A 24,546-nucleotide genomic window follows, 5' to 3' on the forward strand; every position below is an offset into this window, starting at 1 on the left:
AACGCCCGGTTACATTCCGAACCCGGAAGCTAAGCCTTTCAGCGCCGATGGTACTGCAGGGGGGACCCTGTGGGAGAGTAGGACGCCGCCGAACTCCTTTTAGGAAGAGCCCCGTGCCCTTGTGGCATGGGGCTCTTCTGCGTTTCCGGACCGGTTGCGGTAGCGCCGGCGAGGAGTCGTGACGATGTGCCAGGTGGTTTTGCGCACCCCTCGAACCAGGGTATGCTTTAGCTCGTTGCCGCAGGGCAGCAAGGCCCCAATAGCTCAGTCGGTAGAGCGTCTCCATGGTAAGGAGAAGGTCTGCGGTTCGATTCCGCATTGGGGCTCGGACATGCGAAAGGCCCCCGCCGAACGGCGGGGGCCTTTCGCATGTGCGGAAGCGGACTACGGGGCCGGGTGAGGCTCCGGGACGCGCATCGTCAGGATGGCCATGTCGTCCGACGGCGGATCTGCGGCGAAGCGCTCGACGGCCCGGAGAATGCGTCCGGCCACCGCCCCGGCCGTGAGACCCGTGCAGTGGGCCAGCACCTCCGCCAGGCCGTCGTCGCCGAGCATGCGCGTACCCTCCCGGCGTTCCGTCACGCCGTCCGTGACACACAGCAGGACATCGCCCGGCTCCAGGGTCAACGTCTGCTCGTACAGCTCCAGATCCTCCAGGACGCCCAGCAGTGGCTGAGGGTCCGCCGCCGGCTCGACCGAGCCGTCCTGGCGCAGACGCAGCGGCAACGGGTGACCGGCGCAGACGACCTTCAGCAGGGCGCTGCCGTCCTCCTGCGGCCACAGCTCCCCGTAGAGAAGCGTGAGGAAGCGGCTGCGGGAACCCTCGTCCAGGATGGCCGCGTTGAGCCGCTCCAGGACCGCGGGGCCGGCGAAGCCCTCCCGGGCCAGCAGGCGCAGCGCATGGCGGGCCAGGCCCGTCACGGCCGCCGCCTCCGGCCCCGTACCGCAGACGTCGCCGATGGCGAAGCCGTAGGCGCCGTCCCGGATCGGGAAGACGTCGTAGAAGTCGCCGCCCACCTCGTTGCCCTCGCCGGCCGCACGGTAGATGACGTCGACCTCGACGTTGGGGATCTTGGGCAGGCCCGGCGGCAGGAGGCTGCGCTGGAGGGACTGGCTGATCGCCGTGCGCTCCGAGTAGAGGCGGGCGTTGTCCAGGGCCAGGGCCGCCCGGCGGGACAGGTCCTCGGCCAGTTCCAGGATCTCCTGGCGGAAGTGGTCGTCGGACGGCTTGCCGAGCGTGAGCATGCCGATGACCCGGTTGCGGGCGACGAGCGGCAGGACCACCGTCTCCCCGCCCACCGCGGCGGCCGTGGCCAGCGTCGTACGGGTGCCCGAGTTGAGGCCGCCCGGGTCGCCGATGCCGATACTGCGCATCGAGGTCCGCAGCGCGGCCTCGTGGGCGGCCTCCGAGGGTGCCGGCCAGACGCGGGCGCCCGGGGCCGGCACCGGTTCCGGCGGGTCGATCCGGGTGAGCAGCGCCTTGAGGCCGTCGATGCGGTCCTCGTCCTCGTGCAGCACGTAGGAGAGTTCCGGCTCCGACGACTGGTCGGCGATCGTGTAGACGGCGCACCACGTCGCCAGGGTCGGGACCGTCATCTGGGCCATCAGCGCCAGTGTCTGGTCCCGGTCCAGGGTGCCCGCCAGCAGGTCCGACGCCTCGACCAGGAAGGACAGCGAGCCGCGGCGCAGCCGCTCCAACTCTCCCAGGCGCGCCGACTCGACCGCCAGGGCGATCCGGTCAGCGGCGAACTGGAGACGCAGGGCCTCCTCGTTCGAATACCGGCCGGCGGCCTCGGCGGCGACGCCCAGCGAGCCCGTGAGGCGCCCCTCGACCTTCAGCGGGACCGTCACCACCGAACGCATGCCGGTGTTGCCGAGCAGCGGGACGGCGCCCGGCACGGCGTCCAGGTCCTCGTGGACGGCGGGCATCCGGGCGGAGCCGTACCGTCCGGTGCCGGCCTCGACGGGGACGCGGGCGAAGCGCTGGCGGGCGGAGGGCAGACCGGTCGTGGCCCGTACCTCCAGCTCGGTCTCGTCGTCCGTCGCCAGCAGCAGGAAGGCGGCGTCGGCGTCGAGCATGTCGCGCGCCCGTTCGACGGTGCGCTGGAGCAGGCCGTCGAGGTCGTCGGGGGCGGGGGAGCCGATGAACACCTCGAAGGGGTCCGTCTTGCGGCTCTCGGCGGCGTCCGAGACCGGGGCGCGTACCGGGGACTGGAGGACCGCGCGCTCGTAGTCGCGCACCAGCAGGCAGACCGTCGACGGCTCGCCCTGCGTATCGCGTACCCGCAGGTGGGAGCCGTAGACCGGGATGGTGCGGCCGTCGGCGCCCCGGATGCCGTAGCTGCCCTCCCAGCGGGAGAGGCGCAGGGCGTCGGCGATGCCCGTGTTGGTGCCGGGGGTCTGCGGCCAGGCGGTGAAGTCGGTGAGCTGCTTGCCGACGACCTGGTCCGCCGTGTACCCGAACAGGTATGCGGCGTCGTCGTTCCACGCGGCGACGGCGCCCGTGCTGTCGATCTGGACGACGGCGACCCGGACGCGTTCGTCGGCGACCGGGAGCAGACCGACGGGCAGGAGCGGGCCGGCGGAGCGGATGCCCACCGGGCGGTCGGGAAGGTCGAGCTGGAACCAGACATGTTTGCGGGCGGGGGAGTATTCGACGCCCCACCGGGAAGCCAGCGCCGCGCACAGCAGCAGTCCGCGGCCGTTCTCGCTGTCGGAGCTGCCGAAGTTCAGCCCGGCCGACTGGAGCGGGATCTCGCGTTCCGGATAGTGGTCGGAGATCTCCACCCGGACGCCGTCCTCCGTGCGCAGGCAAAGCACGTCGGCCGCCGTGCCGGCGTGGACCACCGCGTTGGTGACGAGTTCGCTGGTCAGGACGACGGCGTCATCCACGACGTCGGTGTATCCCCACCCCTGGAGCGTGTCGCGGACAAAGGCACGGGCCGTCGCGACGGAGCGCGCCACCGGGTCGAAGGTGGCAGCCGCACGCGCCGTGATCACAGCACTCCCCATATGGTGTCTCGTCGCTTCCCCGAGTCCTGTGCCCGTTTCTCGCCGCTTCGATTCGCCTGCCAGGCTAGACGCTCCCCGCGCGCACCGGATACACGAGGGCCGACTTCGGACAGGCACGGGCGGGAACGGAACGCCGGCCGACAAGGCCGGGCTTCCCTCGGGAGGGACGGGGGACAACCATGGGAGGTTGCACCCCGACCGGTTCCCGCCTGGTACGTTTCAACGATTTGACGTCCGCATGGTCACCCGTCGACGGTGGGCTGTGGCGGTGAGCCAGGGAAGTTCTGGGCAAGCTCTCGGACGAGGTCCTAGCTAGATGGTCAACCCCTGCGGGAGGGACACGGTGGAGTCTGACGTGGCGGCGCGGGGATCAGGCACGCGCAGTAGAGGCGGACAGTCCGTGAAGAAGCAGCGCAATGGAACCGTCGAGGTCGACGCCGCGGCGCTCCACAGACTGCTGGCCGGTCTGGTCGCCATGCGCGACGGAAACTTCCGCAGGCGGGTCACCGTCTCCGGTGAAGGCGTGATGGCGGAGCTCGCCGCGGTCTTCAACGAGGTCGCCGACCGCAATGTGCACCTCACGGGCGAGCTGGCGCGGGTGCGGCGCGTGGTCGGCCGGGAGGGCAAGCTCACCGAGCGGCTGGAGACGGGTGCCTGCGAGGGTTCCTGGGCGGCCGCCATCGACGCCTCCAACGAGCTGGTGGACGATCTCGCGCGGCCGGTCTCCGAGGTCGGGCGGGTGCTGTCGGCCGTGGCCGACGGCGACCTCGAACAGCGGATGGAGCTCCGTTCCCACACGGCGGACGAGACGGTACGGCCGCTGCGCGGCGAATTCCTGAAGGTCGCCCGTACCGTCAACAACCTGGTCGACCAGCTGTCGGCGTTCACCGAGCAGGTGACGCGGGTCGCGGTCGAGGTGGGGACCGAGGGCAAGCTCGGCGGCCAGGCGCAGGTGCGCGGGATGTCCGGGTCGTGGAAGGACCTCACGGACTCCGTCAACACCATGGCGTACCGGCTGACCGCGCAGGTGCGCGACATCGCCCTGGTGACGACGGCGGTCGCCAAGGGCGACCTGTCGCGGAAGGTCACCGTCCATGTCGCCGGCGAGATGCTCCAGCTGAAGAACACCGTCAACACGATGGTCGACCAGCTGTCGTCGTTCTCCTCCGAGGTGACCCGTGTCGCCCGCGAGGTGGGTACGGAGGGCGAGCTGGGCGGTCAGGCCACGGTGCCGGGCGTGGCCGGGGTGTGGAAGGACCTCACGGACTCCGTCAACACCATGGCCGGGAACCTCACCTCCCAGGTGCGCGGCATCGCGGAGGTGACGACGGCCGTCGCCAACGGTGACCTGTCGCAGAAGGTGCAGGTGAGTGCGCGCGGCGAGGTCGCCCAGCTCGCCGAGACGATCAACCAGATGACCGAGACGCTGCGCACCTTCGCGGACGAGGTCACCCGCGTGGCCAGCGAGGTCGGTGGCGAGGGCCTGCTCGGCGGCCAGGCGCAGGTGCCGGGCGCGGCCGGTACGTGGAAGGACCTCACCGACTCGGTGAACACGGTCTTCCGCAACCTGACGACCCAGGTGCGTGACATCGCCCAGGTGACCACGGCGGTCGCCAGCGGTGACATGACGCAGAAGGTCACCGTCAATGTGGCCGGCGAGATGCTGGAGCTGAAGAACACCGTCAACACGATGGTGGACCAGCTCCAGTCCTTCGGTTCGGAAGTGACGCGGGTGGCCCGGGAGGTCGGCGTCGAGGGCCGGCTCGGCGGCCAGGCCGAGGTGCCCGGCGCGGCGGGTACGTGGAAGGACCTCACGGACTCCGTGAACACGGCCTTCCGGAACCTGACCGGTCAGGTGCGTGACATCGCGCAGGTGACGACGGCGGTGGCCAACGGCGACCTGTCGCAGAAGGTCACCGTTGATGTCGCGGGCGAGATGCTGGAGCTGAAGAACACCGTCAACACGATGGTGGCTCAGCTGTCCTCGTTCGCCGACCAGGTGACGCGGATGGCGCGGGACGTGGGCACCGAGGGCCGCCTCGGCGGTCAGGCGCGGGTCGACGGCGTCTCCGGTACGTGGAAGGAGCTCACGGACTCCGTCAACTTCATGGCGGGGAACCTGACCTCCCAGGTGCGCCAGATCGCGCAGGTCACGACGGCGGTGGCGCGGGGCGACCTGTCGCAGAAGATCGACGTGGACGCGCGCGGTGAGATCCTGGAGCTGAAGAACACCATCAACACGATGGTCGACCAGCTCTCCGCCTTCGCCGAGCAGGTGACGCGGGTGGCCCGCGAGGTGGGTACGGACGGGCGCCTCGGCGGTCAGGCGCAGGTGCCCGGCGTGGCCGGTGTGTGGCGTGATCTGACGGACTCGGTGAACGGCATGGCGGGGAACCTCACCGCTCAGGTCCGTAACATCGCGCAGGTCGCCACCGCGGTGGCGCGCGGTGACCTGTCGCAGAAGATCGACGTGGACGCGCGCGGCGAGATCCTGGAGCTGAAGAACACCCTCAACACCATGGTCGACCAGCTCTCGAACTTCGCGGAGCAGGTGACGCGGGTGGCCCGGGAGGTGGGTACGGAGGGCATTCTCGGCGGTCAGGCCGAGGTGCAGGGGGTGTCCGGTACGTGGAAGGACCTCACGCAGTCCGTCAACGGCATGGCGAACAACCTCACCCTTCAGGTGCGCAACATCGCCGAGGTCACCACGGCGGTCGCCAACGGTGACCTCTCGAAGAAGATCACCGTCGACGCCAAGGGCGAGATCCTCGAACTGGTGACGACGGTCAACACGATGGTCGACCAGCTGCTCAACTTCGCGGACGAGGTGACCCGGGTCGCCCGCGAGGTGGGTACCGAGGGCATCCTCGGCGGTCAGGCGCGGGTGCGCGGCGCGACGGGCATCTGGAAGGACCTCAGCGACAACGTCAACCTGATGGCCAACAACCTGACCAGTCAGGTGCGCAACATCTCCCGGGTCTCGTCCGCGGTTGCCAACGGCGACCTGACGAAGAAGGTCACCGTGGAGGCGCGCGGTGAGGTGGCCGAGCTGGCCGACACCGTCAACACGATGGTGACGACGCTGTCCTCGTTCGCGGACGAGGTGACCCGCGTCGCCCGCGAGGTGGGTACGGAGGGCGAGCTGGGTGGCCAGGCGCGCGTCCCGGGCGTCTCGGGTACGTGGAAGGACCTCACCGAGTCCGTGAACTCGATGGCGTCCAATCTGACGGGCCAGGTGCGCCAGATCGCCACCGTCACCACCGCCATCGCCAAGGGCGACCTCACCAAGAAGATCGACATCGACGCGCGCGGTGAGATCCAGGAGCTGAAGAACACCATCAACACGATGGTCGACCAGCTGTCCTCGTTCGCGGAGCAGGTGACCCGGGTCGCCCGCGAGGTGGGCACCGAGGGCCAGCTCGGCGGCCAGGCGCGGGTGCGGGACGTGGACGGCACCTGGCGCGACCTCACCGAGTCGGTGAACGAGATGGCCGGAAACCTGACCCGTCAGGTGCGGGCCATCGCGGCCGTCGCCACGGCGGTGACCCGGGGCGATCTCAACCTCAAGATCGACGTGGACGCGGCGGGCGAGATCCAGGCCCTCCAGGACAACATCAACACGATGATCGCGAACCTGCGCGACACCACCGCCACCAACAAGGAGCAGGACTGGCTCAAGGGCAACCTCGCCCGGATCTCCGGTCTGATGCAGGGCCGGCGCGACCTCGACGACGTCGCCTCGCTGATCATGAGCGAGCTGACCCCGGTCGTCTCCGCGCAGCATGGCGCGTTCTTCCTGGCCACGGCCACCGGCGAGACCGACGCGCTGGGCGGCGAGGGTGACCGGGAGGGGGCGTACGAGCTGCGCATGCGGGGCAGCTACGGCTACTCGGCGGGCTCCATGCCCACGTCCTTCCGGCCGGGGGAGACGCTGATCGGCACGGCCGCCGAGGAGAAGCGGACGATCCAGGTGGACAACGTTCCGCCGGGCTACCTGAAGATCTCCTCCGGGCTCGGCGAGGCACCGCCCGCCCATGTGATCGTGCTGCCGGTGCTCTTCGAGGGCAAGGTGCTCGGCGTGATCGAACTGGCCTCGTTCCAGCCGTTCACGCACATCCAGCGGGACTTCCTCAACCAGCTCGCCGAAATGATCGCGACGAGCGTCAACACCATCAGCGTCAACACGACGACCGAGAAGCTGCTGGAGCAGTCCCAGGAACTGACCGAGCAATTGCGCGACCGCTCGCAGGAATTGGAGAACCGGCAGAAGGCCCTCCAGGCGTCCAACGCCGAACTGGAGGAGAAGGCCGAGCTGCTGGCCCGGCAGAACCGCGACATCGAGGTCAAGAACACCGAGATCGAGGAGGCGCGGCAGGTCTTGGAGGAGCGCGCCGAACAGCTGGCCGTCTCGATGCGCTACAAGTCCGAGTTCCTGGCGAACATGTCGCACGAGCTGCGCACGCCGCTGAACTCGCTGCTCATCCTGGCCAAGTTGCTGGCGGACAACGCCGAGGGCAATCTCTCGCCGAAGCAGGTGGAATTCGCCGAGACGATCCACGGGGCCGGTTCGGACCTGCTCCAGCTGATCAACGACATCCTCGACCTGTCGAAGGTCGAGGCGGGCAAGATGGACGTCAGCCCGACCCGGATCGCCCTGGTGCAGCTGGTCGACTACGTGGAGGCGACGTTCAGGCCGCTCACCGCGGAGAAGGGGCTGGATTTCTCCGTACGCGTGTCGCCGGAGCTGCCGGCCACGCTGCACACCGACGAGCAGCGGTTGCTCCAGGTGCTGCGCAACCTGCTTTCCAACGCGGTGAAGTTCACCGACAGCGGCGCCGTCGAGCTGGTGATCCGGCACGCCGGTCAGGAGGTGCCGGACGCCATCCGCGAGCAGTTGCTGGAGGCGGGTTCGCTGCGGGACGCGGACAGCGACCTGATCGCCTTCTCGGTGACCGACACGGGCATCGGGATCGCGGCGAGCAAGATGCGGGTGATCTTCGAGGCGTTCAAGCAGGCGGACGGTACGACCAGCCGCAAGTACGGCGGCACGGGCCTCGGCCTCTCCATCAGCCGCGAGATCGCACGGCTGCTGGGCGGTGAGATCCACGCGGCGAGCGAGCCGGGCCGCGGCTCGACGTTCACGCTGTACCTGCCGCTGCACCCGAGCGAACTCCCGCCGCAGGGCTACCCGCAGCTCGGCCCCGGGCCCGCCGAGGGCCAGACCGGCGCGGTCGAGGGCGGCCGGGCGCCGGAAGCCGGACAGGTGTACGTGCCGGGCACCCCGGACGTCGCACAGGCCGTGCCGGGGCCGGGCGGCGGGCAGGAGGCCGGTGGCGCGGCGGGGCTGCTGAGGCGCCGTCGCAAGGCGCTGGGCGGCGGGCAGCAGCCGCCTGCGCTGCCGCCGCGTCCCGCCGCTCCCGCTCCGCAGCAGGTGCCGGCCGCGGGACAGGAGTCGTGGGCGCTCGGCGGGCAGGACGAGCCGGAGGCGCGCAGGACGTTCCGGTTCAGCGGCGAGAAGGTGCTGATCGTCGACGACGACATCCGCAACGTCTTCGCGCTCACCAGCGTGCTGGAGCAGCACGGGCTGACGGTCCTCTACGCCGAGAACGGGCGTGAGGGCATCGAAGTCCTGGAGCAGCACGACGATGTGACGGTCGTGCTGATGGACATCATGATGCCGGAGATGGACGGTTACGCGACGACCTCGGCGATCCGCAGGATGCCGCAGTTCTCGGGCCTGCCGATCGTGGCGCTGACCGCGAAGGCGATGAAGGGCGACCGGGAGAAGGCGCTCGAGTCGGGTGCGTCGGACTATGTCACCAAGCCGGTCGACCCTGACCATCTGCTTTCGGTCATGGAGCAATGGATGCGCGGAGAGTGATCGCTACTGAGCGAATCCAGGATGATTTGTTGATCGGCTGTGTCCGAAGAAGTGTGGCAACGCGGATTACGGGGAACCTTCTGATCTCCCGCCGCGTTTTCGGTACGTGCACAGTGACATCGCGGTGACAGGGTGTGGTGACCGCCGGGGTGCGGTTACCATGACCGGCACAAGGACGGACGGCGTAAGGGAGTCGTCCCTTGGGGCGGCGCCCGGTGCGATTCCGGGGCGAGGAGGACGGGCCATGGTGCAGAAGGCCAAGATCCTCCTGGTCGATGACCGGCCGGAGAATCTGCTGGCGCTGGAGGCCATCCTCTCTGCGCTCGATCAGACACTGGTACGGGCATCGTCAGGGGAGGAGGCGCTCAAAGCGCTGCTCACGGACGACTTCGCGGTCATTCTGCTGGACGTCCAGATGCCAGGCATGGACGGTTTTGAAACCGCCGCGCACATCAAGCGACGGGAGCGGACCCGGGACATCCCGATCATCTTCCTCACCGCGATCAACCACGGCCCGCACCACACCTTCCGGGGTTACGCGGCCGGCGCGGTGGACTACATCTCGAAGCCGTTCGACCCGTGGGTGCTGCGGGCCAAGGTCTCGGTCTTCGTCGAGCTGTACATGAAGAACTGCCAGCTCCGGGAGCAGGCGGCGCTGCTGCGGCTCCAGCTGGAGGGCGGCGGCAACGCGAACGCCCAGCAGGAGAAGGAGCCCGCCGGTCTGCTGGCCGAGCTCTCCGCACGGCTCGCGGCCGTCGAGGAGCAGGCGGAGGCGCTGTCCAAGCAGCTCGACGACGAGTCGGCGGACGCCGGAGCGGTGGCCACGGCCGCCCATCTCGAACGGAAACTGACCGGCCTGCGCCGGGCGCTGGACGCCCTGGAGCCGGGCACCGGCGGCGCCTCGGCGCCCGTTCCCTCGTAACGGCGGCGCGGCGCACCCGTCCTGCGGGCGGGGCCTCTTGGGGCGGGTGCGGGGACAACTGGGCGGCGGTCGCGGGTGTTCGGCGTGCGCGTGCCGGTGAGGGCGCGTCAGTTTGCGGCCACCGCAGGGCGACACGGACGGGTGAACCCGTGCGCGCACGTGTTCACCGGCGTGGACACCGGTAACCTCGGCCTCATGGCCTCACGTACGTCCGGCAAGGGTTCCCAGGGCACGGCGGGCACCGCGAAGCGCGTCGGCGGTGGCCCGGGCCCGGCGAAGAAAGCCGCGCCCGCCAAGAAGACCGCAGCCAGGAAGACCGCTCCCGCGAAGAAGGCGCCCGCCAAGAAGACGGCGGCCAAGAAGGCCGCCCCGCCACCGGCGCCGTCCCCCACCAACGGGGTGTACCGGCTGGCGCGGGCCGTCTGGCTCGGCGCGGCCCACGGCGTCGGCGCGATGTTCCGCGGCATAGGGCGCGGCGCCAAGGGGCTCGACCCCGCCCACCGCAAGGACGGCGTCGCGCTGCTGCTGCTCGGCCTCGCGCTGATCGTCGCCGCGGGCACCTGGTCGAACCTGCGCGGTCCCGTCGGTGACCTCGTGGAGATGCTCGTGACCGGCGCCTTCGGCCGGCTCGACCTGCTCGTACCGATACTGCTGGGCGCCATCGCCGTGCGGCTGATCCTCTATCCGGAGAAGCCGGAGGCCAACGGCCGCATCGTCATCGGTCTTTCCGCCCTGGTCATCGGCGTGCTCGGCCAGGTCCACATCGCCTGCGGATCGCCCGGGCGCGACGAGGGCACCGAGGCCATGCAGGACGCCGGCGGGCTCATCGGCTGGGCCGCGTCCAAGCCGCTGATCTTCGCCATGGGCGAGGTGCTGGCCGTCCCCCTGCTCCTGCTGCTCACCGTCTTCGGCCTGCTGGTCGTCACGGCGACCCCGGTGAACGCCATCCCGCAGCGGCTGCGGCTGCTCGGCGTCAAGCTCGGGATCATCGAGTCGGCCCCCGACCCCATGGCGCAGGAGGAGGGAGACGACGAGCGGTACGAGGAGCAGTGGCGCGAGGCGCTGCCCGCCCGCTCGCGCCGCTCCCCGGCGCGCCGCACGGAGGCGTCCGAGGAGTACGACCCGGACCTGGCGGAGACCGAGGCGCTGACCAAGCGCCGCAGGCCGCGCAGGCCCTCGGTGCAGCCCGCGATGAACCGCACGATGGACGCGGTGGACGTGGCGGCCGCCGCTGCCGCCGCGCTCGACGGGGCCGTGCTCAACGGCATGCCGCCCTCGCCGGTCGTCGCCGATCTGACCCAGGGTGTCTCGGTGGACCGCGAGCGTGCGAGCACGCCGGTGCCGGGGGCCAGGGAGGCGGGGCCGGCCGCGAGGCCCGCCGGGAAACCGGCCGAGTCCGCCCCGGCCGGTGGCGTACCCGATCTGACCAAGCCGGCCCCCGACCGCTCGGAGTCGCAGCCGCTGCCCGCCCGCGCCGAGCAGCTCCAGCTCTCCGGTGACATCACCTACGCGCTGCCCTCGCTCGACCTGCTGGAGCGCGGCGGGCCCGGCAAGACGCGCAGCGCCGCCAACGACGCGATCGTCGCCTCGCTGACCAACGTCTTCACCGAGTTCAAGGTCGACGCCGCCGTCACCGGCTTCACCCGGGGGCCGACGGTGACGCGGTACGAGGTGGAGCTCGGCCCGGCCGTGAAGGTCGAGCGGATCACGGCGCTCGCCAAGAACATCGCGTACGCCGTCGCCAGCCCCGACGTCCGCATCATCTCGCCGATTCCGGGGAAGTCCGCGGTCGGCATCGAGATCCCCAACTCGGACCGCGAGATGGTCAACCTCGGCGACGTGCTGCGGCTCGCGGACGCGGCGGAGGACGACCACCCGATGCTGGTCGCGCTCGGCAAGAACGTCGAGGGCGGCTACGAGATGGCCAATCTCGCGAAGATGCCGCACGTCCTGGTGGCCGGTGCGACCGGTTCCGGAAAGTCCTCCTGCATCAACTGCCTGATCACCTCGGTCATGGTGCGGGCGACGCCGGAGGACGTCCGCATGGTCCTGGTCGACCCCAAGCGCGTCGAGCTGACCGCGTACGAGGGCATCCCGCACCTGATCACGCCGATCATCACCAACCCCAAGAAGGCCGCCGAGGCCCTTCAGTGGGTCGTACGGGAGATGGATCTGCGCTACGACGACCTCGCGGCGTTCGGCTACCGGCACATCGACGACTTCAACCACGCGGTGCGCACCGGCAAGCTCAAGACGCCCGAGGGCAGCGAACGGGAGCTCACGCCGTACCCGTATCTGCTGGTGATCGTCGACGAGCTGGCCGACCTGATGATGGTCGCCCCGCGCGACGTCGAGGACTCGATCGTCCGCATCACCCAGCTGGCCCGCGCCGCCGGTATCCATCTGGTCCTCGCCACGCAGCGCCCCTCGGTGGACGTCGTCACCGGTCTGATCAAGGCGAACGTGCCCTCCCGGCTCGCCTTCGCCACCTCCTCGCTCGCCGACAGCCGCGTCATCCTGGACCAGCCCGGAGCCGAGAAGCTCATCGGGAAGGGTGACGGGCTGTTCCTGCCGATGGGGGCGAACAAGCCGACCCGTATGCAGGGCGCCTTCGTCACCGAGGACGAGGTCGCGGCGGTGGTCCAGCACTGCAAGGACCAGATGGCCCCCGTCTTCCGCGACGACGTGGTGGTCGGCACGAAGCAGAAGAAGGAGATCGACGAGGACATCGGCGACGACCTGGACCTGCTGTGCCAGGCCGCAGAGCTGGTCGTCTCCACCCAGTTCGGGTCGACCTCGATGCTCCAGCGCAAGCTGCGCGTCGGCTTCGCCAAGGCGGGCCGCCTGATGGACCTGATGGAGTCGCGCAACATCGTCGGGCCGAGCGAGGGCTCCAAGGCCCGCGACGTCCTCGTGAAACCCGACGAGCTCGACGGAGTGTTGGCACAGATCCGCGGGGAAACCGCTTCGTAAGGGTTTTCCGGGCAACCGTTTCGCCGGGCCGTACGTCAAGGTGAGGGGAGGGACAGAACGTCCTTCCCCGGGGCAGCCCGGCGAAACCGGCTCTGTTCGAATCTGATGGCGTACAAAGTGCTCCCGCCCGGTTGCCCCTCCCTTTCGTACCCCCCCTAGACTGAACACCCAGCAGGTGGCTCACGCTCGAAAGGCGCCCCCGTGTCCATCGGCAACCCCCCCGAAGACGACCGGCCTTCGATCGGCCGAGTGCTTCAGCAGGCTCGTATCGCCGCAGGTCTCACGGTCGAAGAGGTCAGCACGTCCACCCGGGTGCGCATCCCCATCGTGCACGCGATCGAGCAGGACGACTTCTCCCGCTGCGGCGGCGACGTGTACGCCCGCGGCCACATCCGAACGCTGGCGCGTGCCGTCGGCGCCGACCCGGAGCCCCTGGTCACGCAGTACGACGCCGAGCACGGCGGCCGTCCCGCGCCCACTCCGGCGGCGCCCCTGTTCGAGGCCGAGCGCATCCGTTCCGAACCCCGCCGGCCCAACTGGACGGCGGCCATGGTCGCGGCGATCGTCGCCGTGGTCGGCTTCGTCGGCTTCACCTTCTTCAAGGGCGGTGACGAGCCCTCGACCGCCGGCCGTGTCGCCGAGGGCCCGACGTCCGACAAGATCGCCCCGAAGCCCTCCACCAGCAAGCCCGCCGACCCCAAGCCGGCCCCCTCCGACAGCGCGATCGCCGCCGCGCCCCAGGACAAGGTCACGGTCAAGCTCAGCGCCACCCAGGGCAAGAGCTGGATCTCGGCCAAGGACCACAACGGCCGGTCCCTCTTCGACGGAACGCTTCAGCAGGGCGAGTCGAAGACCTTCCAGGACAAGGAGCGCGTCGACCTCGTCCTCGGCAACGCCGGATCGATCGAGCTGTTCGTCAACGGCAAGAAGGTCGAGGACCAGTTCCAGCCCGGACAGGTCGAGCGGCTCTCGTACACCAAGGGCGACCCCGAGGTCGGCTGACCGCCCACTCCGGAAACTCTGCGGCGCGGCGAGCGCCCGGCCACCGTGCCGGGCGCTCGCCGTCTTTGTCGCTCCCTGTGACGGAGGAACCCTGCGCGGCGGGGTCAGTGCCGGGACAAAGTAGTCTTGAGTCCATGCCCGAACGCCGTACCGTCGCCCTTGTCACTCTTGGCTGCGCCCGTAACGAGGTGGACTCGGAGGAGCTTGCAGGCCGCTTGGCAGCGGACGGCTGGGAGCTCGTCGAGAACGCCTCCGATGCCGATGTCGCCGTGGTCAACACCTGTGGGTTCGTCGAAGCCGCCAAGAAGGACTCCGTCGATGCCCTGCTCGAAGCCAATGATCTGAAGGACCACGGCCGCACCCAGGCCGTCGTCGCCGTCGGCTGCATGGCCGAGCGCTACGGCAAGGACCTCGCCGAGGCCCTGCCCGAGGCGGACGGTGTCCTCGGTTTCGACGACTACACGGACATCTCCGACCGCCTCCAGACCATCCTCAGCGGCGGCATCCACGCCTCCCACACCCCCCGCGACCGCCGCAAGCTGCTGCCGATCAGCCCGGCCGAACGGCAGGACGCCGCGGTCTCCCTGCCCGGCCACGCGCAGGAGGCCGCCCCCGCGCCCGCCGACCTCCCGGAGGGTGTCGCCCCGGTCTCCGGGCCGCGCGCGCCCCTGCGCCGGCGGCTGGGCACCAGCCCCGTCGCCTCGGTCAAGCTGGCCTCCGGCTGCGACCGCCGCTGCTCCTTCTGCGCCATCCCGTCCTTCCGCGGCTCCTTCATCTCCCGGCGCCCCTCGGACGTGCTCGGCGAGACCCGCTGGCTGGCCGAGCAGGGCGTCAAGGAGGTCATGCTCGTCTCCGAGAACAACACCTCGTACGGCAAGGACCTCGGTGACATCCGTCTCCTGGAGACGCTGCTGCCCGAACTCGCGGACGTCGACGGCATCGAGCGCGTCCGGGTCAGCTATCTGCAGCCCGCCGAGATGCGGCCCGGCCTGATCGACGTCCTCACCTCGACGCCCAAGGTCGCGCCCTACTTCGACCTGTCCTTCCAGCACTCCGCGCCCGGCGTGCTGCGGGCGATGCGCCGCTTCGGTGACACCGACCGCTTCCTGGAGCTGCTGGACACCATCCGGAGCAAGGCGCCGCAGGCAGGGGCCCGCTCCAACTTCATCGTGGGCTTCCCCGGCGAGACCGAGGACGACCTCGCGGAGCTGGAACGGTTCCTCACCGGGGCGCGCCTCGACGCCATCGGCGTCTTCGGCTACTCCGACGAGGAGGGCACCGAAGCGGTCGGCTACGGGAACAAGCTGGACGCCGACGTCATCGCGGAGCGCCTCGCGCACATCTCGCAGCTCGCCGAGGAGCTGACCTCGCAGCGGGCCGAGGAGCGCCTCGGGGAATCGCTCCAGGTGCTGGTCGAGTCCGTCGAACCCACCGAGGACGAGCCGCGCCCCATCGGCCGCGCCGCGCACCAGGCACCCGAAACGGACGGCCAGGTGCTCTTCACCACACGCGAGGGCCTTGTCCCGGGCCGTATGGTCGAGGCAAAGGTGGTGGGCACCGAAGGCGTGGACCTGATCGCCGAGTGCAGTGAGCTCGTGGAGGTAGCCAGATGACCGGAGTCCCGGCGTCCGCGGCGGGCGGCTCCGGCTCGACGCCGGTCCGCGGCGGAAAGCTGGGCGCCGCCGCGGTCAATCAGGCCAGTCTCTGGAACATCGCCAATCTTCTGACGATGGCCCGGCTCGCGCTCGTCCCCGGCTTCGTGGTGCTGCTGCTCCACAACGGCGGATACGACCCGGCCTGGCGTTCCTTCGCCTGGGCCGCCTTCGCCGTCGCCATGATCACCGACCTGTTCGACGGGCATCTGGCGCGCACGTACAACCTGGTCACCGACTTCGGGAAGATCGCCGACCCGATAGCGGACAAGGCGATCATGGGCGCGGCCCTGATCTGTCTGTCGTACCTCGGCGACCTGCCCTGGTGGGTCACGGGCGTGATCCTCTTCCGCGAGCTCGGTATCACGCTGATGCGGTTCTGGGTGATCCGGCACGGGGTCATTCCGGCCAGTCGCGGCGGCAAGATGAAGACGCTGGCGCAGGGCACGGCCGTCGGGATGTATGTGCTGGCCCTGACCGGGCCGCTGGCCACCCTGCGCTTCTGGGTGATGGCGGTGGCCGTCGTGCTGACGGTCGTCACCGGCCTCGACTACATCCGTCAGGCCGTGGTGCTGCGGCGCCAGGGGCTGGCTGCGGAGCGCGCGGCCGAGGAGCAGCAGGGCGCCTCCGACGGCGCCGATCCGGTCGCCGGGGCGGCCGGGGCCCGTGGTGCGGCGGAGGCCGAGTGGTGACTGCCGCGGGCCGGGTGCTGCGGCTGCTCGTCGCGCGGGGGGAGACCCTCGCCGTCGCGGAGTCGCTGACCGGCGGCCTGGTCGCGGCCGAACTGACGTCCGTGCCGGGCGCCTCACAGGCCTTCCGAGGGTCGGTCACGGCTTACGCGACCCCCCTCAAGAGTGAAGTCCTGGGAGTGGACGCGGCCCTTCTCGCGGAGCGCGGGGCGGTGGACGCCGAGGTCGCGCGCCAGATGGCCGCAGGCGTGCGCCGGGTTCTGGGCGCAGACTGGGGAGTGGCGACCACCGGAGTCGCCGGCCCCGAGCCGCAGGACGGACAGCCCGTCGGAACCGTCTTCGTCGCGGTCAGCGGCCCGCAGGGCAACGGGAAAGTGGCCGCACTGCGGTTGAACGGCGACCGGGCGGACATCCGTAAGGAGAGCGTACGAAGCGCGCTCGACCTGCTCTCAGGCGAACTTCATGAGAATGCGAGCGCACAGGATACGGAAGAGAACGGGGAGAATTGATGTTTGCAGCCCTGAGTGAACACGACATCGCTCCCCGCACGGCCGCAGCGCTAGGCGGTACGGTGGGGCGTGAAGGATGCGGCTACGCGGTCCGAGGAGGGAGCCACCGATGATTCTGCTCCGTCGCCTGCTGGGTGACGTGCTGCGTCGGCAGCGCCAGCGCCAAGGCCGTACTCTGCGCGAAGTCTCCTCGTCCGCCCGAGTTTCGCTCGGCTATCTCTCCGAGGTGGAGCGGGGGCAGAAGGAGGCATCCTCCGAACTGCTCTCCGCCATTTGCGACGCGCTTGACGTACGGATGTCCGAGCTCATGCGTGAAGTGAGCGATGAGCTGTCCCTGGCCGAACTGGCCGAGTCGGCAGCGGCCGGCGATCCGGTCCCTGTACCGGTGCGCCCCATGCTCAACTCCGTCTCCGTAACTTCGGTGGCGGGTGTACCGACGGGGCGGGTGACCATCAAGGCGCCCGCGGAAGCGGTGGACGTCGTCGCCGCCTGATCCGTTCGGTCCGGTGTGAAGCCGGAGCCCCGGTTCCCCCCTCGTGGGGCGGACCGGGGCTTCTGCGTGCCCGGGGTGGTGTGGCTTCCGCGTGTCCGGTGGTGTGGCTTCTGCGTGTCCGGGGTGGTCTCCGGCGGTCGACCCGGTGTCGTGTCCGGGGCCGGGTCTGCGTGGACTTTTGCCCGCTGTGTGTCAGCGGGGCGATGGGGGGCAGGTGCGTGGATGAGACCGAGGAACAATCCGGTGCGATCCCGTACAGAGACTTCCTCGAATGACCGTTTTGCTTCGTTTGTGCCATCGTGGTGGTGCTGAACGGAACGGATTCCAGATCGGAGACGTGCATGTCTGTGGTGAAGAGCCCGCTGTCCGAGACCGACCTCAAGACTGTCGGGGATGCGCTCCAGGGGGCGCTGGTGGACCTCGTAGACCTGTCTCTGGTGGCCAAGCAGGTCCACTGGAACGTGGTGGGGCCGCGCTTCAGGTCCGTGCACCTCCAGCTCGACGACGTCGTCGACACCGCCCGCCAGCACTCGGACACGGTCGCCGAACGGGCCTCCGCGCTCGGAGTCAACCCGGACGGGCGAGCCGCGACGATCGCCAAGAGCACGGCCATCGAGTCCCGCTCCTCCGAGGGCTGGATCAAGGACGTGGACGCGGTGAAGACCCTGATCGACGCCCTCGGCGTGGTGATCGGGCGGATGCGGGAGCGGATCGAGGCGACCGAGACCCCCGACCCGGTCAGCCAGGACATCCTGATCACGCTGACCGCCGATCTCGAGAAGCACGCGTGGATGTTCCAGGCCGAGAACGCCTGAGCCGATACCCGCGGTGCCCGCAGTGGCACCGTTCTCTCCAATGGAGGAGTGACCCATGAGTGACGAAAGCGCGAAGGAAAAGATCACCGGCAAGGCGAAGGAAGCCATGGGCAAGATGACCGGCGACCGTCGCAAGGAGGCCGAGGGCAAGACGGACCAGGCGAAGGGCAAGGCCAAGGGAGCCATGGGCGACGCTCGCGACCAGGCGGACGGCGTCAAGGACTCCCTGGCCGGCGACGACAAGGACTGACCCGTCCCTGGCGAGCCCCCACCGTGCGCGGTGGGGGCTCCGCGCTGGGCAGGGCATCCGCGCTGGGCAGGGCATCCGCGCTGGGCAGGGCATCCGCGCTGGGCAGGGCATCCGCGCTGGGCAGCAGCGCATGCGCTCTGGGCAGGGTTCTGGTTCGTGTCGGTGGTGAGACGGGCGCGGGCGCGGTGGTGCGGTGCTGCGCGTGTATGTGTGGGCGCGGGTGTTTCCGTCCGGGAGCCGCCCGGTGGGGCGGCGGTGGTGCGCGACCGCCCCGCGCGCGCCGGTGTGCACCGGTGCGCTCTCGCCCCTGGTGAGCGGGCCGGACTAAGGTCTTTCGTTTGGATCAGGCCGGAGGAGGCAGCCATGGTGCGGCGATGGGTGCCGGCGCTCGTTCTCTGCGGTGTGTGGTGGTGGGCCGTGCTGCGGCTCGTCCTGGAGCCGGCGCACGCCGGGCTGGTCGAGGGAACGGTGGCGGCGGGTGGATGGGGGCTGAGCCTCCTGCCGGTACATGTGGCCGCGACCGCCAGGCCCATGGGCATCTTCGACGCCGGAACGGGTCTGCTGCGGCGCGGTACGGCGTGGGCGCGCAGGACGGGGCAGGACTGGCGGCGGAGGCTGGTCAGGTAGGGGTCGGGCCGGACTGGCAGCGGGGGCACCAGTAGGCGGGGCGGCCGTCCTGCTCGGCCGCGCGGATCGGTGTTCCGCAGCGCAGGCAGGGACGGTGCGTCCGGCCGTAGACCCAGAGGTTCTCGCTCGGCCGGCGCATACGGGATGCCGTGGCGGTACGGGGACGGGCGCCGACGGTCGTGACGCGGGTGGGACGGTCACGGTTGGCGTCGAGGAGCTGCCGGGCCGTGGTGACCAGGAGGGCGGCCGTCGGGGCGGGCAGCTCGCCGATGGGGAGCCACGGGGTGGCGCGCGCCAGGAAGCAGAGCTCGGCCTTGTAGATGTTTCCGATGCCGGCCAGGTTGCGCTGGTCGAGCAGGGCCTCGCCGAGGGGGCGTGCGGGCTCGGCGAGCAGGTTGCGCAGCGCCGTGTCGGCGTCCCAGTCCGGGCCCAGTAGGTCCGGGCCGAGGTGGCCGACCACCTGCTCCTCGTCCCGGGTGTGCAGGAGATCGAGGACCGGGAGGCGGTAGCCGACGGCGGTGTGCGCCTCGTTGCCCAGGACGGCCCGGATCTGGTGGCCCGGGCCGCCGCGCCAGCGCTCGCCCGGGGCGTAGACGCGCCAGGCCCCGTCCATCCGTAGGTGGCTGTGCAGGGTGAGGCCGCCCTCGATGCGGGTCAGCAGGTGCTTGCCCCGCGCGGAGCAGTCCAGGACGGATCGGCCGGTGAGGTCGGCGGTGGCGAACCGGGGGACGCGGAGGTCGGACGTGGTGAGGACACGGTCGGCGAGCGCGCTGTGCAGCCGTTTCGCGGTCTGTAGGACGGTGTCTCCTTCGGGCATGCCTCCATGATGCGGCGGCGGGGTGGGAGCGGGGCGGGCGTTTCATGTTTCATGCGCGGTCTGCGGGACGGGCTTTGCGGGTGCGGTGTGCGGGACGGACTGTAGGTGTGCGGGACGGGCTGTACAGGTGCGGCGCGCTGGGCGGCCGCGGTGGGGCCTTCGGCACGGTGCCGGCCCGGTGCGTTTACGTGGCGCGGAGGCGCAGGCCCCTCGGGGTGGCCAGGAAGCCGGCCGCCTCCAGCGTGCGGCCCAGGGGCGAGGTGAGGGACGAGGCGCCGTTGGTGCGCTCTACGGTCACCGTGCCGAGGGCCCCGGCGCGGGCGGCCGAGGCCAGCGCCCCGGCTGCCGCCCGGAGCGCAGGGTCGTCCGGATCGGTCGGCCAGGCCAGCAGGGTCTTGCCGCCGCGCTCCATGTACAGCGTCAGCTCGCCGTCGACCAGGACGACGAGCGAGCCCGCTTTGCGGCCCGGTTTGTGCCCGGCCCCGGCCGGCGGCTCCGGCCACGGCAGGGCGGCGCCATAGGCATTCGCCGGGTCCGCGGCCGCCAGGACGAGGGCGCGGGGGTCCGCGCCGGGCTCCGTACGGTCGCGGGCGGTGGAGACCGCGCGGAGCCGGTCGACCGCGCCGTCCATCGCGAACTGCGCGGCCCCCAGTCCCTCCACGACATAGCCGCGGCGCGCCTGGCCGTTGTCCTCGAAGGCCGACAGCACCCGGTACGCCGCCGAGAAGCCGCCCTCGACGCCCTCCGCCTGGACCGCGCCCCGGGTCACCACCCCGTGCCGGTCCAGCAGGGTGCGGGCCAGGGCGTGGGCCCGGTGCGTGGGGTCGGGCTCGGCGGCCGGCAGCAGGGACCAGCGGCCGGACACCGTGGGCGGGCCGGTGCGCGAGGTGGGGCGTGCCGCCGCCGTCAGCGTGCCGTAACGGCCGCGCGGGACATTGCGTCGGGCGCGGTGCGCGGTCGACCCCGCCGTACGGCCCGAGCCCAGGAGGGAGCGGAGCGGCGCGAGGGTGTCGTTGGTGAGCCGGCCCGACCAGGCGAGATCCCACACGGCGTCCGCCAGTTGCGGATCGGTGCAGTCCGGATGGGTGGTGGCCCGGACCTGGTCGGCGATCTGGCGGAAGAAGAGGCCGTACCCGCCGCCGAGCGCGGTCAGCACGGACTCGTGCAGCGCGCTCAGTTCGAGAGGGCGCGGCGGAGGCAGGAGGAGGGGCGCGCTGTCGGCCAGGTAGAGGGAGAGCCAGCCGTCCTTGCCGGGCAGGGCTCCCGCCCCGGCCCACACGACCTCGCCCGTGGTGGTCAGCTCGTCCAGGAGCGCGGGCGAGTAGCCGGTGACGCGGCTGGGAAGGACGAGCCGTTCCAGTGCGGAGGCGGGGACGGGCGCGCCCTGAAGCTGCTCGATGGCGCGGGCCAGGCCGTCGATTCCGCGCAGGCTGTTGCCGCCGAGATGCTGCCACTGGGGCAGGAATCCGGCCAGGGCGGCGGGCGGGACCGGCTCCAGCTCATGCCGGAGCGCGGCCAGCGACCGGCGCCGCAGCCGCCGCAGCACCGTGGCGTCGCACCACTCCTGGCCGATACCGGCGGGGTGGAATTCGCCCTGGACGATCCGGCCCGAGGCGGCGAGCCGTTGCAGCGCCCCGTCGGTGACGGCCGTGCCGAGGCCGAACCGGGCGGCCGCCGCGGTGGAGGTGAACGGGCCGTGCGTACGGGCGTAGCGGGCGAGGAGATCGCCGAGGGGGTCCTTCACCGGTTCGGTGAACGCTTCGGGAACGCCGACCGGGAGCGCCGTGCCCAGGGCGTCGCGCAGCCGGCCCGCGTCCTCGATCGCCGCCCAGTGGGCCGCGCCGGCGATCCGGACCCGGATGGCCCGGCGGGCCGACTCCAGCTCCTGCGCCCAGGGCGGCTCGGCCCCGCGCTCGGCCAGCTCCTCGTCGGTGAGCGGGCCGAGGACCCGCAGCAGATCCGCGACGCCCTCGACGTCCTTGATCCGGCGGTCGTCCGCCAGCCACTGGAGTTCCCGCTCCAGCTCCGTCAGGACGTCGGCGTCGAGCAGTTCGCGCAGCTCCGCCCGGCCCAGCAGCTCGGCCAGCAGCCGGGAGTCGAGCGAGAGCGCGGCGGCGCGCCGCTCGGCGAGCGGCGAGTCGCCCTCGTACAGGAACTGGGCGACGTATCCGAACAGGAGCGAGCGGGCGAACGGCGAGGGTTCCGGTGTGGTGACCTCTACGAGACGGATGCGCCGGGCCTCCAGGTCGCCCATCACCTCCGTGAGCCCCGGGACGTCGAAGACGTCCTGGAGGCATTCGCGGACCGCTTCGAGAACGATGGGGAAGGAACCGAACTCGGAGGCGACCTGGAGGAGCTGCGCCGCCCGCTGGCGCTGCTGCCAGAGCGGGGTGCGTTTGCCGGGGCTGCGGCGGGGCAGCAGCAGCGCCCGGGCCGCGCACTCGCGGAACCGTGAGGCGAACAGGGCGGAACCGCCGACCTGGTCGGTGACGATCTGCGCGATCTCGCCCTTGTCGAAGGCGACGTCGGCGGCGCCGACCGGGGGCTGGTCGCCGTCGAAGGCGGTGTTGGCCGGGGAGAGCGGTGCCGGGGCCCCCTGGGCGGGGTCCTGGACCGGGTCCTGCGCCGGGTCGAAGTCGAGGAGGTCCAGGCCCATCATGTCGGCGTCGGGCAGCCTCAGCACGATGCCGTCGTCGGCATGCATGACCTGCGCGTCCATCCCGTACCGCTCGGCGAGGCGGGCGCTGAGCGCGAGCGCCCACGGGGCGTGCACCTGGGCACCGAACGGGGAGTGCACGACGACGCGCCAGTCGCCCAGCTCGTCGCGGAAGCGCTCGACCAGGATGGTCCGGTCGTCCGGCACATGGCCGCAGGCCCGGCGCTGCTCGTCGAGGTACGCCAGGACGTTGTCCACGGCCCAGGTGTCCAGGCCCGCGGCGAGCAGGCGGTCGCGCGCGTCCTGCGGGGACAGCCCGCCGAGCTCGCGCAGGAAGGCTCCCAGGGCGCGGCCCAGCTCCAGGGGGCGGCCCAGCTGGTCGCCCTTCCAGAACGGCAGCCGTCCGGGGACGCCGGGCGCGGGCGAGACGAGGACCCGGTCGCGGGTGATGTCCTCGATACGCCAGGAGGTGGTGCCCAGCGTGAAGACGTCGCCGACCCGGGACTCGTAGACCATCTCCTCGTCCAGCTCCCCGACCCGGCCGCCGCCCTTCTTGGGGTCGGCGCCGGCGAGGAAGACCCCGAAGAGGCCCCGGTCGGGGATGGTCCCGCCGGAGGTGACGGCGAGGCGCTGGGCGCCGGGGCGGCCGGTGACCGTACCGGCGACGCGGTCCCAGACGACGCGGGGGCGCAGCTCCGCGAAGGCGTCGGACGGATAGCGGCCGGCGAGCATGTCGAGCACCGCGGTGAATGCCGACTCGGGGAGTGAGGCGAAGGGGGCGGCCCGCCGGACCACCGCGAGCAGGTCGTCCACCTGCCAGCTGTCCAGGGCGACCATCGCGACCAGCTGCTGGGCCAGCACGTCCAGCGGATTGGACGGGACGCGCAGCGCCTCGATGGAGCCCGTGCGCATCCGCTCGGTGACCACGGCCGCCTGCACCAGGTCGCCGCGGTACTTCGGGAAGACGACGCCGGTGGAGACCGCGCCCACCTGGTGGCCGGCGCGGCCGACCCGTTGCAGCCCTGAGGCGACCGAGGGCGGCGACTCGACCTGGATCACCAGGTCGACGGCGCCCATGTCGATGCCCAGCTCCAGACTGGACGTGGCGACCACCGCGGGCAGCCGGCCAGCCTTGAGGTCCTCCTCGACCTGGGCGCGCTGCTCCTTGGAGACCGACCCGTGGTGGGCTCGGGCGAGCAGGGCGGGGGCGCCCTTGGCGGCGCCGGATTCCGCCATGATCTCCGCGGGGGAGTGGGCCTCCGGCATGGTCTCGCCGGTGGCTCTCTCGTACGCGATCTCGTTGAGCCGGTTGCACAGGCGCTCCGCGAGGCGGCGGGAGTTGGCGAAGACGATGGTGGAGCGGTGCGCCTGGACGAGGTCAGCGATCCGCTCCTCCACATGCGGCCAGATCGACGGCTTCTCGGCCTGCCCGGAGGAGTCGTCGGTGGCGGGGGAGCCGCCCAGCTCGCCCAGGTCCTCGACCGGTACGACCACCGACAGGTCGAACTGCTTGCTGGACGGCGGCTGGACGATCTCCGCCTTGCGCCGCGGGGAGAGGAAGCGCGCGACCTCGTCGACCGGCCGGACCGTGGCCGAGAGCCCGATCCGCCGGGCCGGCCGCGGCAGCAGCTCGTCCAGACGCTCCAGCGACACGGCGAGATGGGCGCCCCGCTTGGTGCCCGCCACCGCGTGCACCTCGTCCAGGATCACCGTCTCGATGCCGGCCAGTGCTTCCCGGGCCGAGGACGTCAGCATCAGGAAGAGCGATTCGGGGGTGGTGATCAGGATGTCCGGGGGGCGGGTCGCCATCGAGCGGCGCTCGGCGGCGGGGGTGTCACCCGACCTGATGCCCACGCGGACCTCGGGCTCGGGCAGCCCCTGGCGCACCGACTCCTGGCGGATGCCGGTCAGCGGCGAGCGGAGGTTGCGCTCCACGTCGACCGCGAGCGCCTTGAGGGGCGACACGTACAGCACGCGGCAGCGCTTCTTCGCCTCGGCGGGCGGCGGGACGGCGGCCAGCCGGTCCAGCGCGGCGAGGAAGGCGGCCAGCGTCTTGCCCGAGCCGGTCGGCGCGACGACCAGCACGTCCGACCCCTCGCCGATCGCCCGCCAGGCGCCTTCCTGCGCGGCGGTCGGCGCGCTGAAGGCCCCCGTGAACCAGCTGCGGGTCGCGGGGGAGAAGGAATCGAGTGCGGAGCCGGTCATGTCCCCCATCGTGCACCCCGCCACTGACAACGGCCGTGGCAAC

General features: G+C 71.2%; 14 protein-coding genes, 1 tRNA gene and 1 rRNA gene. 13 read left to right on the forward strand and 3 right to left on the reverse strand.

Annotated features, from left to right (window positions below):
- Together rrf and E6P78_RS28385 are read left to right on the forward strand one after the other, a co-directional pair.
- A 5S ribosomal RNA gene (rrf, locus tag E6P78_RS28380) occupies positions 1-94 on the forward strand; the annotation flags it as partial.
- Between the two features lie 159 nt (positions 95-253).
- Positions 254-326, forward strand: a tRNA-Thr gene (locus E6P78_RS28385).
- A gap of 58 nt (positions 327-384) precedes the next feature.
- Here E6P78_RS28385 and E6P78_RS28390 read toward each other — a convergent pair.
- On the reverse strand, positions 385-3,000 hold the full coding sequence (locus E6P78_RS28390) for a SpoIIE family protein phosphatase (protein ID WP_136206504.1): 2,616 nt from the start codon (positions 2,998-3,000) through the stop codon (positions 385-387).
- Between the two features lie 412 nt (positions 3,001-3,412).
- Between E6P78_RS28390 and E6P78_RS28395 the strand changes: the two genes are divergently transcribed.
- The 11 genes from E6P78_RS28395 (at position 3,413) to E6P78_RS28445 (ending at position 18,825) form a co-directional block, all read left to right on the forward strand.
- Positions 3,413-8,893: a HAMP domain-containing protein gene (locus tag E6P78_RS28395; RefSeq protein ID WP_206307939.1), complete on the forward strand. Its 5,481-nt coding sequence runs from the start codon at positions 3,413-3,415 to the stop codon at positions 8,891-8,893.
- Positions 8,894-9,137: 244 nt separating this feature from the next.
- Entirely contained in the window at positions 9,138-9,815 is a 678-nt protein-coding gene (locus tag E6P78_RS28400; protein ID WP_136206505.1) for a response regulator, read from the forward strand.
- A gap of 195 nt (positions 9,816-10,010) precedes the next feature.
- Positions 10,011-12,788: a DNA translocase FtsK gene (locus E6P78_RS28405; protein WP_136206506.1), complete on the forward strand. Its 2,778-nt coding sequence runs from the start codon at positions 10,011-10,013 to the stop codon at positions 12,786-12,788.
- 201 nt (positions 12,789-12,989) lie between these two features.
- Positions 12,990-13,790, forward strand: coding sequence for a helix-turn-helix domain-containing protein (locus E6P78_RS28410; protein WP_136206507.1), 801 nt, complete (start codon positions 12,990-12,992; stop codon positions 13,788-13,790).
- A 134-nt stretch (positions 13,791-13,924) separates the two neighbouring features.
- Complete coding sequence (gene rimO / locus E6P78_RS28415) at positions 13,925-15,403, forward strand: 30S ribosomal protein S12 methylthiotransferase RimO (RefSeq protein ID WP_136206508.1); 1,479 nt, start codon at positions 13,925-13,927, stop codon at positions 15,401-15,403.
- Positions 15,400-16,134, forward strand: coding sequence for a CDP-diacylglycerol--glycerol-3-phosphate 3-phosphatidyltransferase (gene pgsA / locus E6P78_RS28420; RefSeq protein ID WP_136206509.1), 735 nt, complete (start codon positions 15,400-15,402; stop codon positions 16,132-16,134). Before rimO ends, pgsA begins: the two co-directional genes overlap by 4 nt.
- Positions 16,131-16,640 (forward strand): nicotinamide-nucleotide amidohydrolase family protein, encoded by a 510-nt coding sequence (locus E6P78_RS28425; protein ID WP_136206536.1) that lies wholly within the window; start codon positions 16,131-16,133, stop codon positions 16,638-16,640. The genes pgsA and E6P78_RS28425 overlap by 4 nt, the downstream gene beginning before the upstream one ends.
- 109 nt (positions 16,641-16,749) lie before the next feature.
- Entirely contained in the window at positions 16,750-17,133 is a 384-nt protein-coding gene (locus E6P78_RS28430; RefSeq protein ID WP_030927058.1) for a helix-turn-helix transcriptional regulator, read from the forward strand.
- Between the two features lie 341 nt (positions 17,134-17,474).
- The gene (locus tag E6P78_RS28435) at positions 17,475-17,948 is read left to right on the forward strand and encodes a DNA starvation/stationary phase protection protein (protein ID WP_136206510.1); all 474 of its coding nucleotides are present in this window, start codon (positions 17,475-17,477) and stop codon (positions 17,946-17,948) included.
- Between the two features lie 55 nt (positions 17,949-18,003).
- On the forward strand, positions 18,004-18,198 hold the full coding sequence (locus E6P78_RS28440; protein WP_136206511.1) for a CsbD family protein: 195 nt from the start codon (positions 18,004-18,006) through the stop codon (positions 18,196-18,198).
- 363 nt (positions 18,199-18,561) lie between these two features.
- Positions 18,562-18,825, forward strand: a complete 264-nt coding sequence (locus tag E6P78_RS28445; protein WP_136206512.1) for a hypothetical protein — start codon at positions 18,562-18,564, stop codon at positions 18,823-18,825.
- On the opposite strand, the gene E6P78_RS28450 is transcribed toward E6P78_RS28445, so the two are convergent.
- Both E6P78_RS28450 and E6P78_RS28455 read right to left on the reverse strand, forming a co-directional pair.
- The gene (locus tag E6P78_RS28450) at positions 18,818-19,642 is read right to left on the reverse strand and encodes a DNA-formamidopyrimidine glycosylase family protein (protein WP_136206513.1); all 825 of its coding nucleotides are present in this window, start codon (positions 19,640-19,642) and stop codon (positions 18,818-18,820) included. The genes E6P78_RS28445 and E6P78_RS28450 overlap by 8 nt on opposite strands.
- Before the next feature lie 184 nt (positions 19,643-19,826).
- Positions 19,827-24,503, reverse strand: a complete 4,677-nt coding sequence (locus E6P78_RS28455; protein ID WP_136206514.1) for a DEAD/DEAH box helicase — start codon at positions 24,501-24,503, stop codon at positions 19,827-19,829.
- Between the last annotated feature and the right edge of the window lie 43 nt (positions 24,504-24,546).

This window comes from Streptomyces sp. A0958, assembly GCF_004795035.1.
Classification (GTDB): Bacteria; Actinomycetota; Actinomycetes; order Streptomycetales; family Streptomycetaceae; genus Streptomyces.

Coding starts and splice junctions, on each gene's coding strand:
- E6P78_RS28400 (WP_136206505.1), top strand. CDS start 9,138: ATGGTGCAGAAGGCCAAGATCCTCCTGGTCGATGACCGGCCGGAGAAT.
- E6P78_RS28405 (WP_136206506.1), top strand. CDS start 10,011: ATGGCCTCACGTACGTCCGGCAAGGGTTCCCAGGGCACGGCGGGCACC.
- rimO (WP_136206508.1), top strand. CDS start 13,925: ATGCCCGAACGCCGTACCGTCGCCCTTGTCACTCTTGGCTGCGCCCGT.
- pgsA (WP_136206509.1), top strand. CDS start 15,400: ATGACCGGAGTCCCGGCGTCCGCGGCGGGCGGCTCCGGCTCGACGCCG.
- E6P78_RS28430 (WP_030927058.1), top strand. CDS start 16,750: ATGATTCTGCTCCGTCGCCTGCTGGGTGACGTGCTGCGTCGGCAGCGC.
- E6P78_RS28435 (WP_136206510.1), top strand. CDS start 17,475: ATGTCTGTGGTGAAGAGCCCGCTGTCCGAGACCGACCTCAAGACTGTC.
- E6P78_RS28440 (WP_136206511.1), top strand. CDS start 18,004: ATGAGTGACGAAAGCGCGAAGGAAAAGATCACCGGCAAGGCGAAGGAA.
- E6P78_RS28445 (WP_136206512.1), top strand. CDS start 18,562: ATGGTGCGGCGATGGGTGCCGGCGCTCGTTCTCTGCGGTGTGTGGTGG.
- E6P78_RS28450 (WP_136206513.1), bottom strand. CDS start 19,642: ATGCCCGAAGGAGACACCGTCCTACAGACCGCGAAACGGCTGCACAGC.
- E6P78_RS28455 (WP_136206514.1), bottom strand. CDS start 24,503: ATGACCGGCTCCGCACTCGATTCCTTCTCCCCCGCGACCCGCAGCTGG.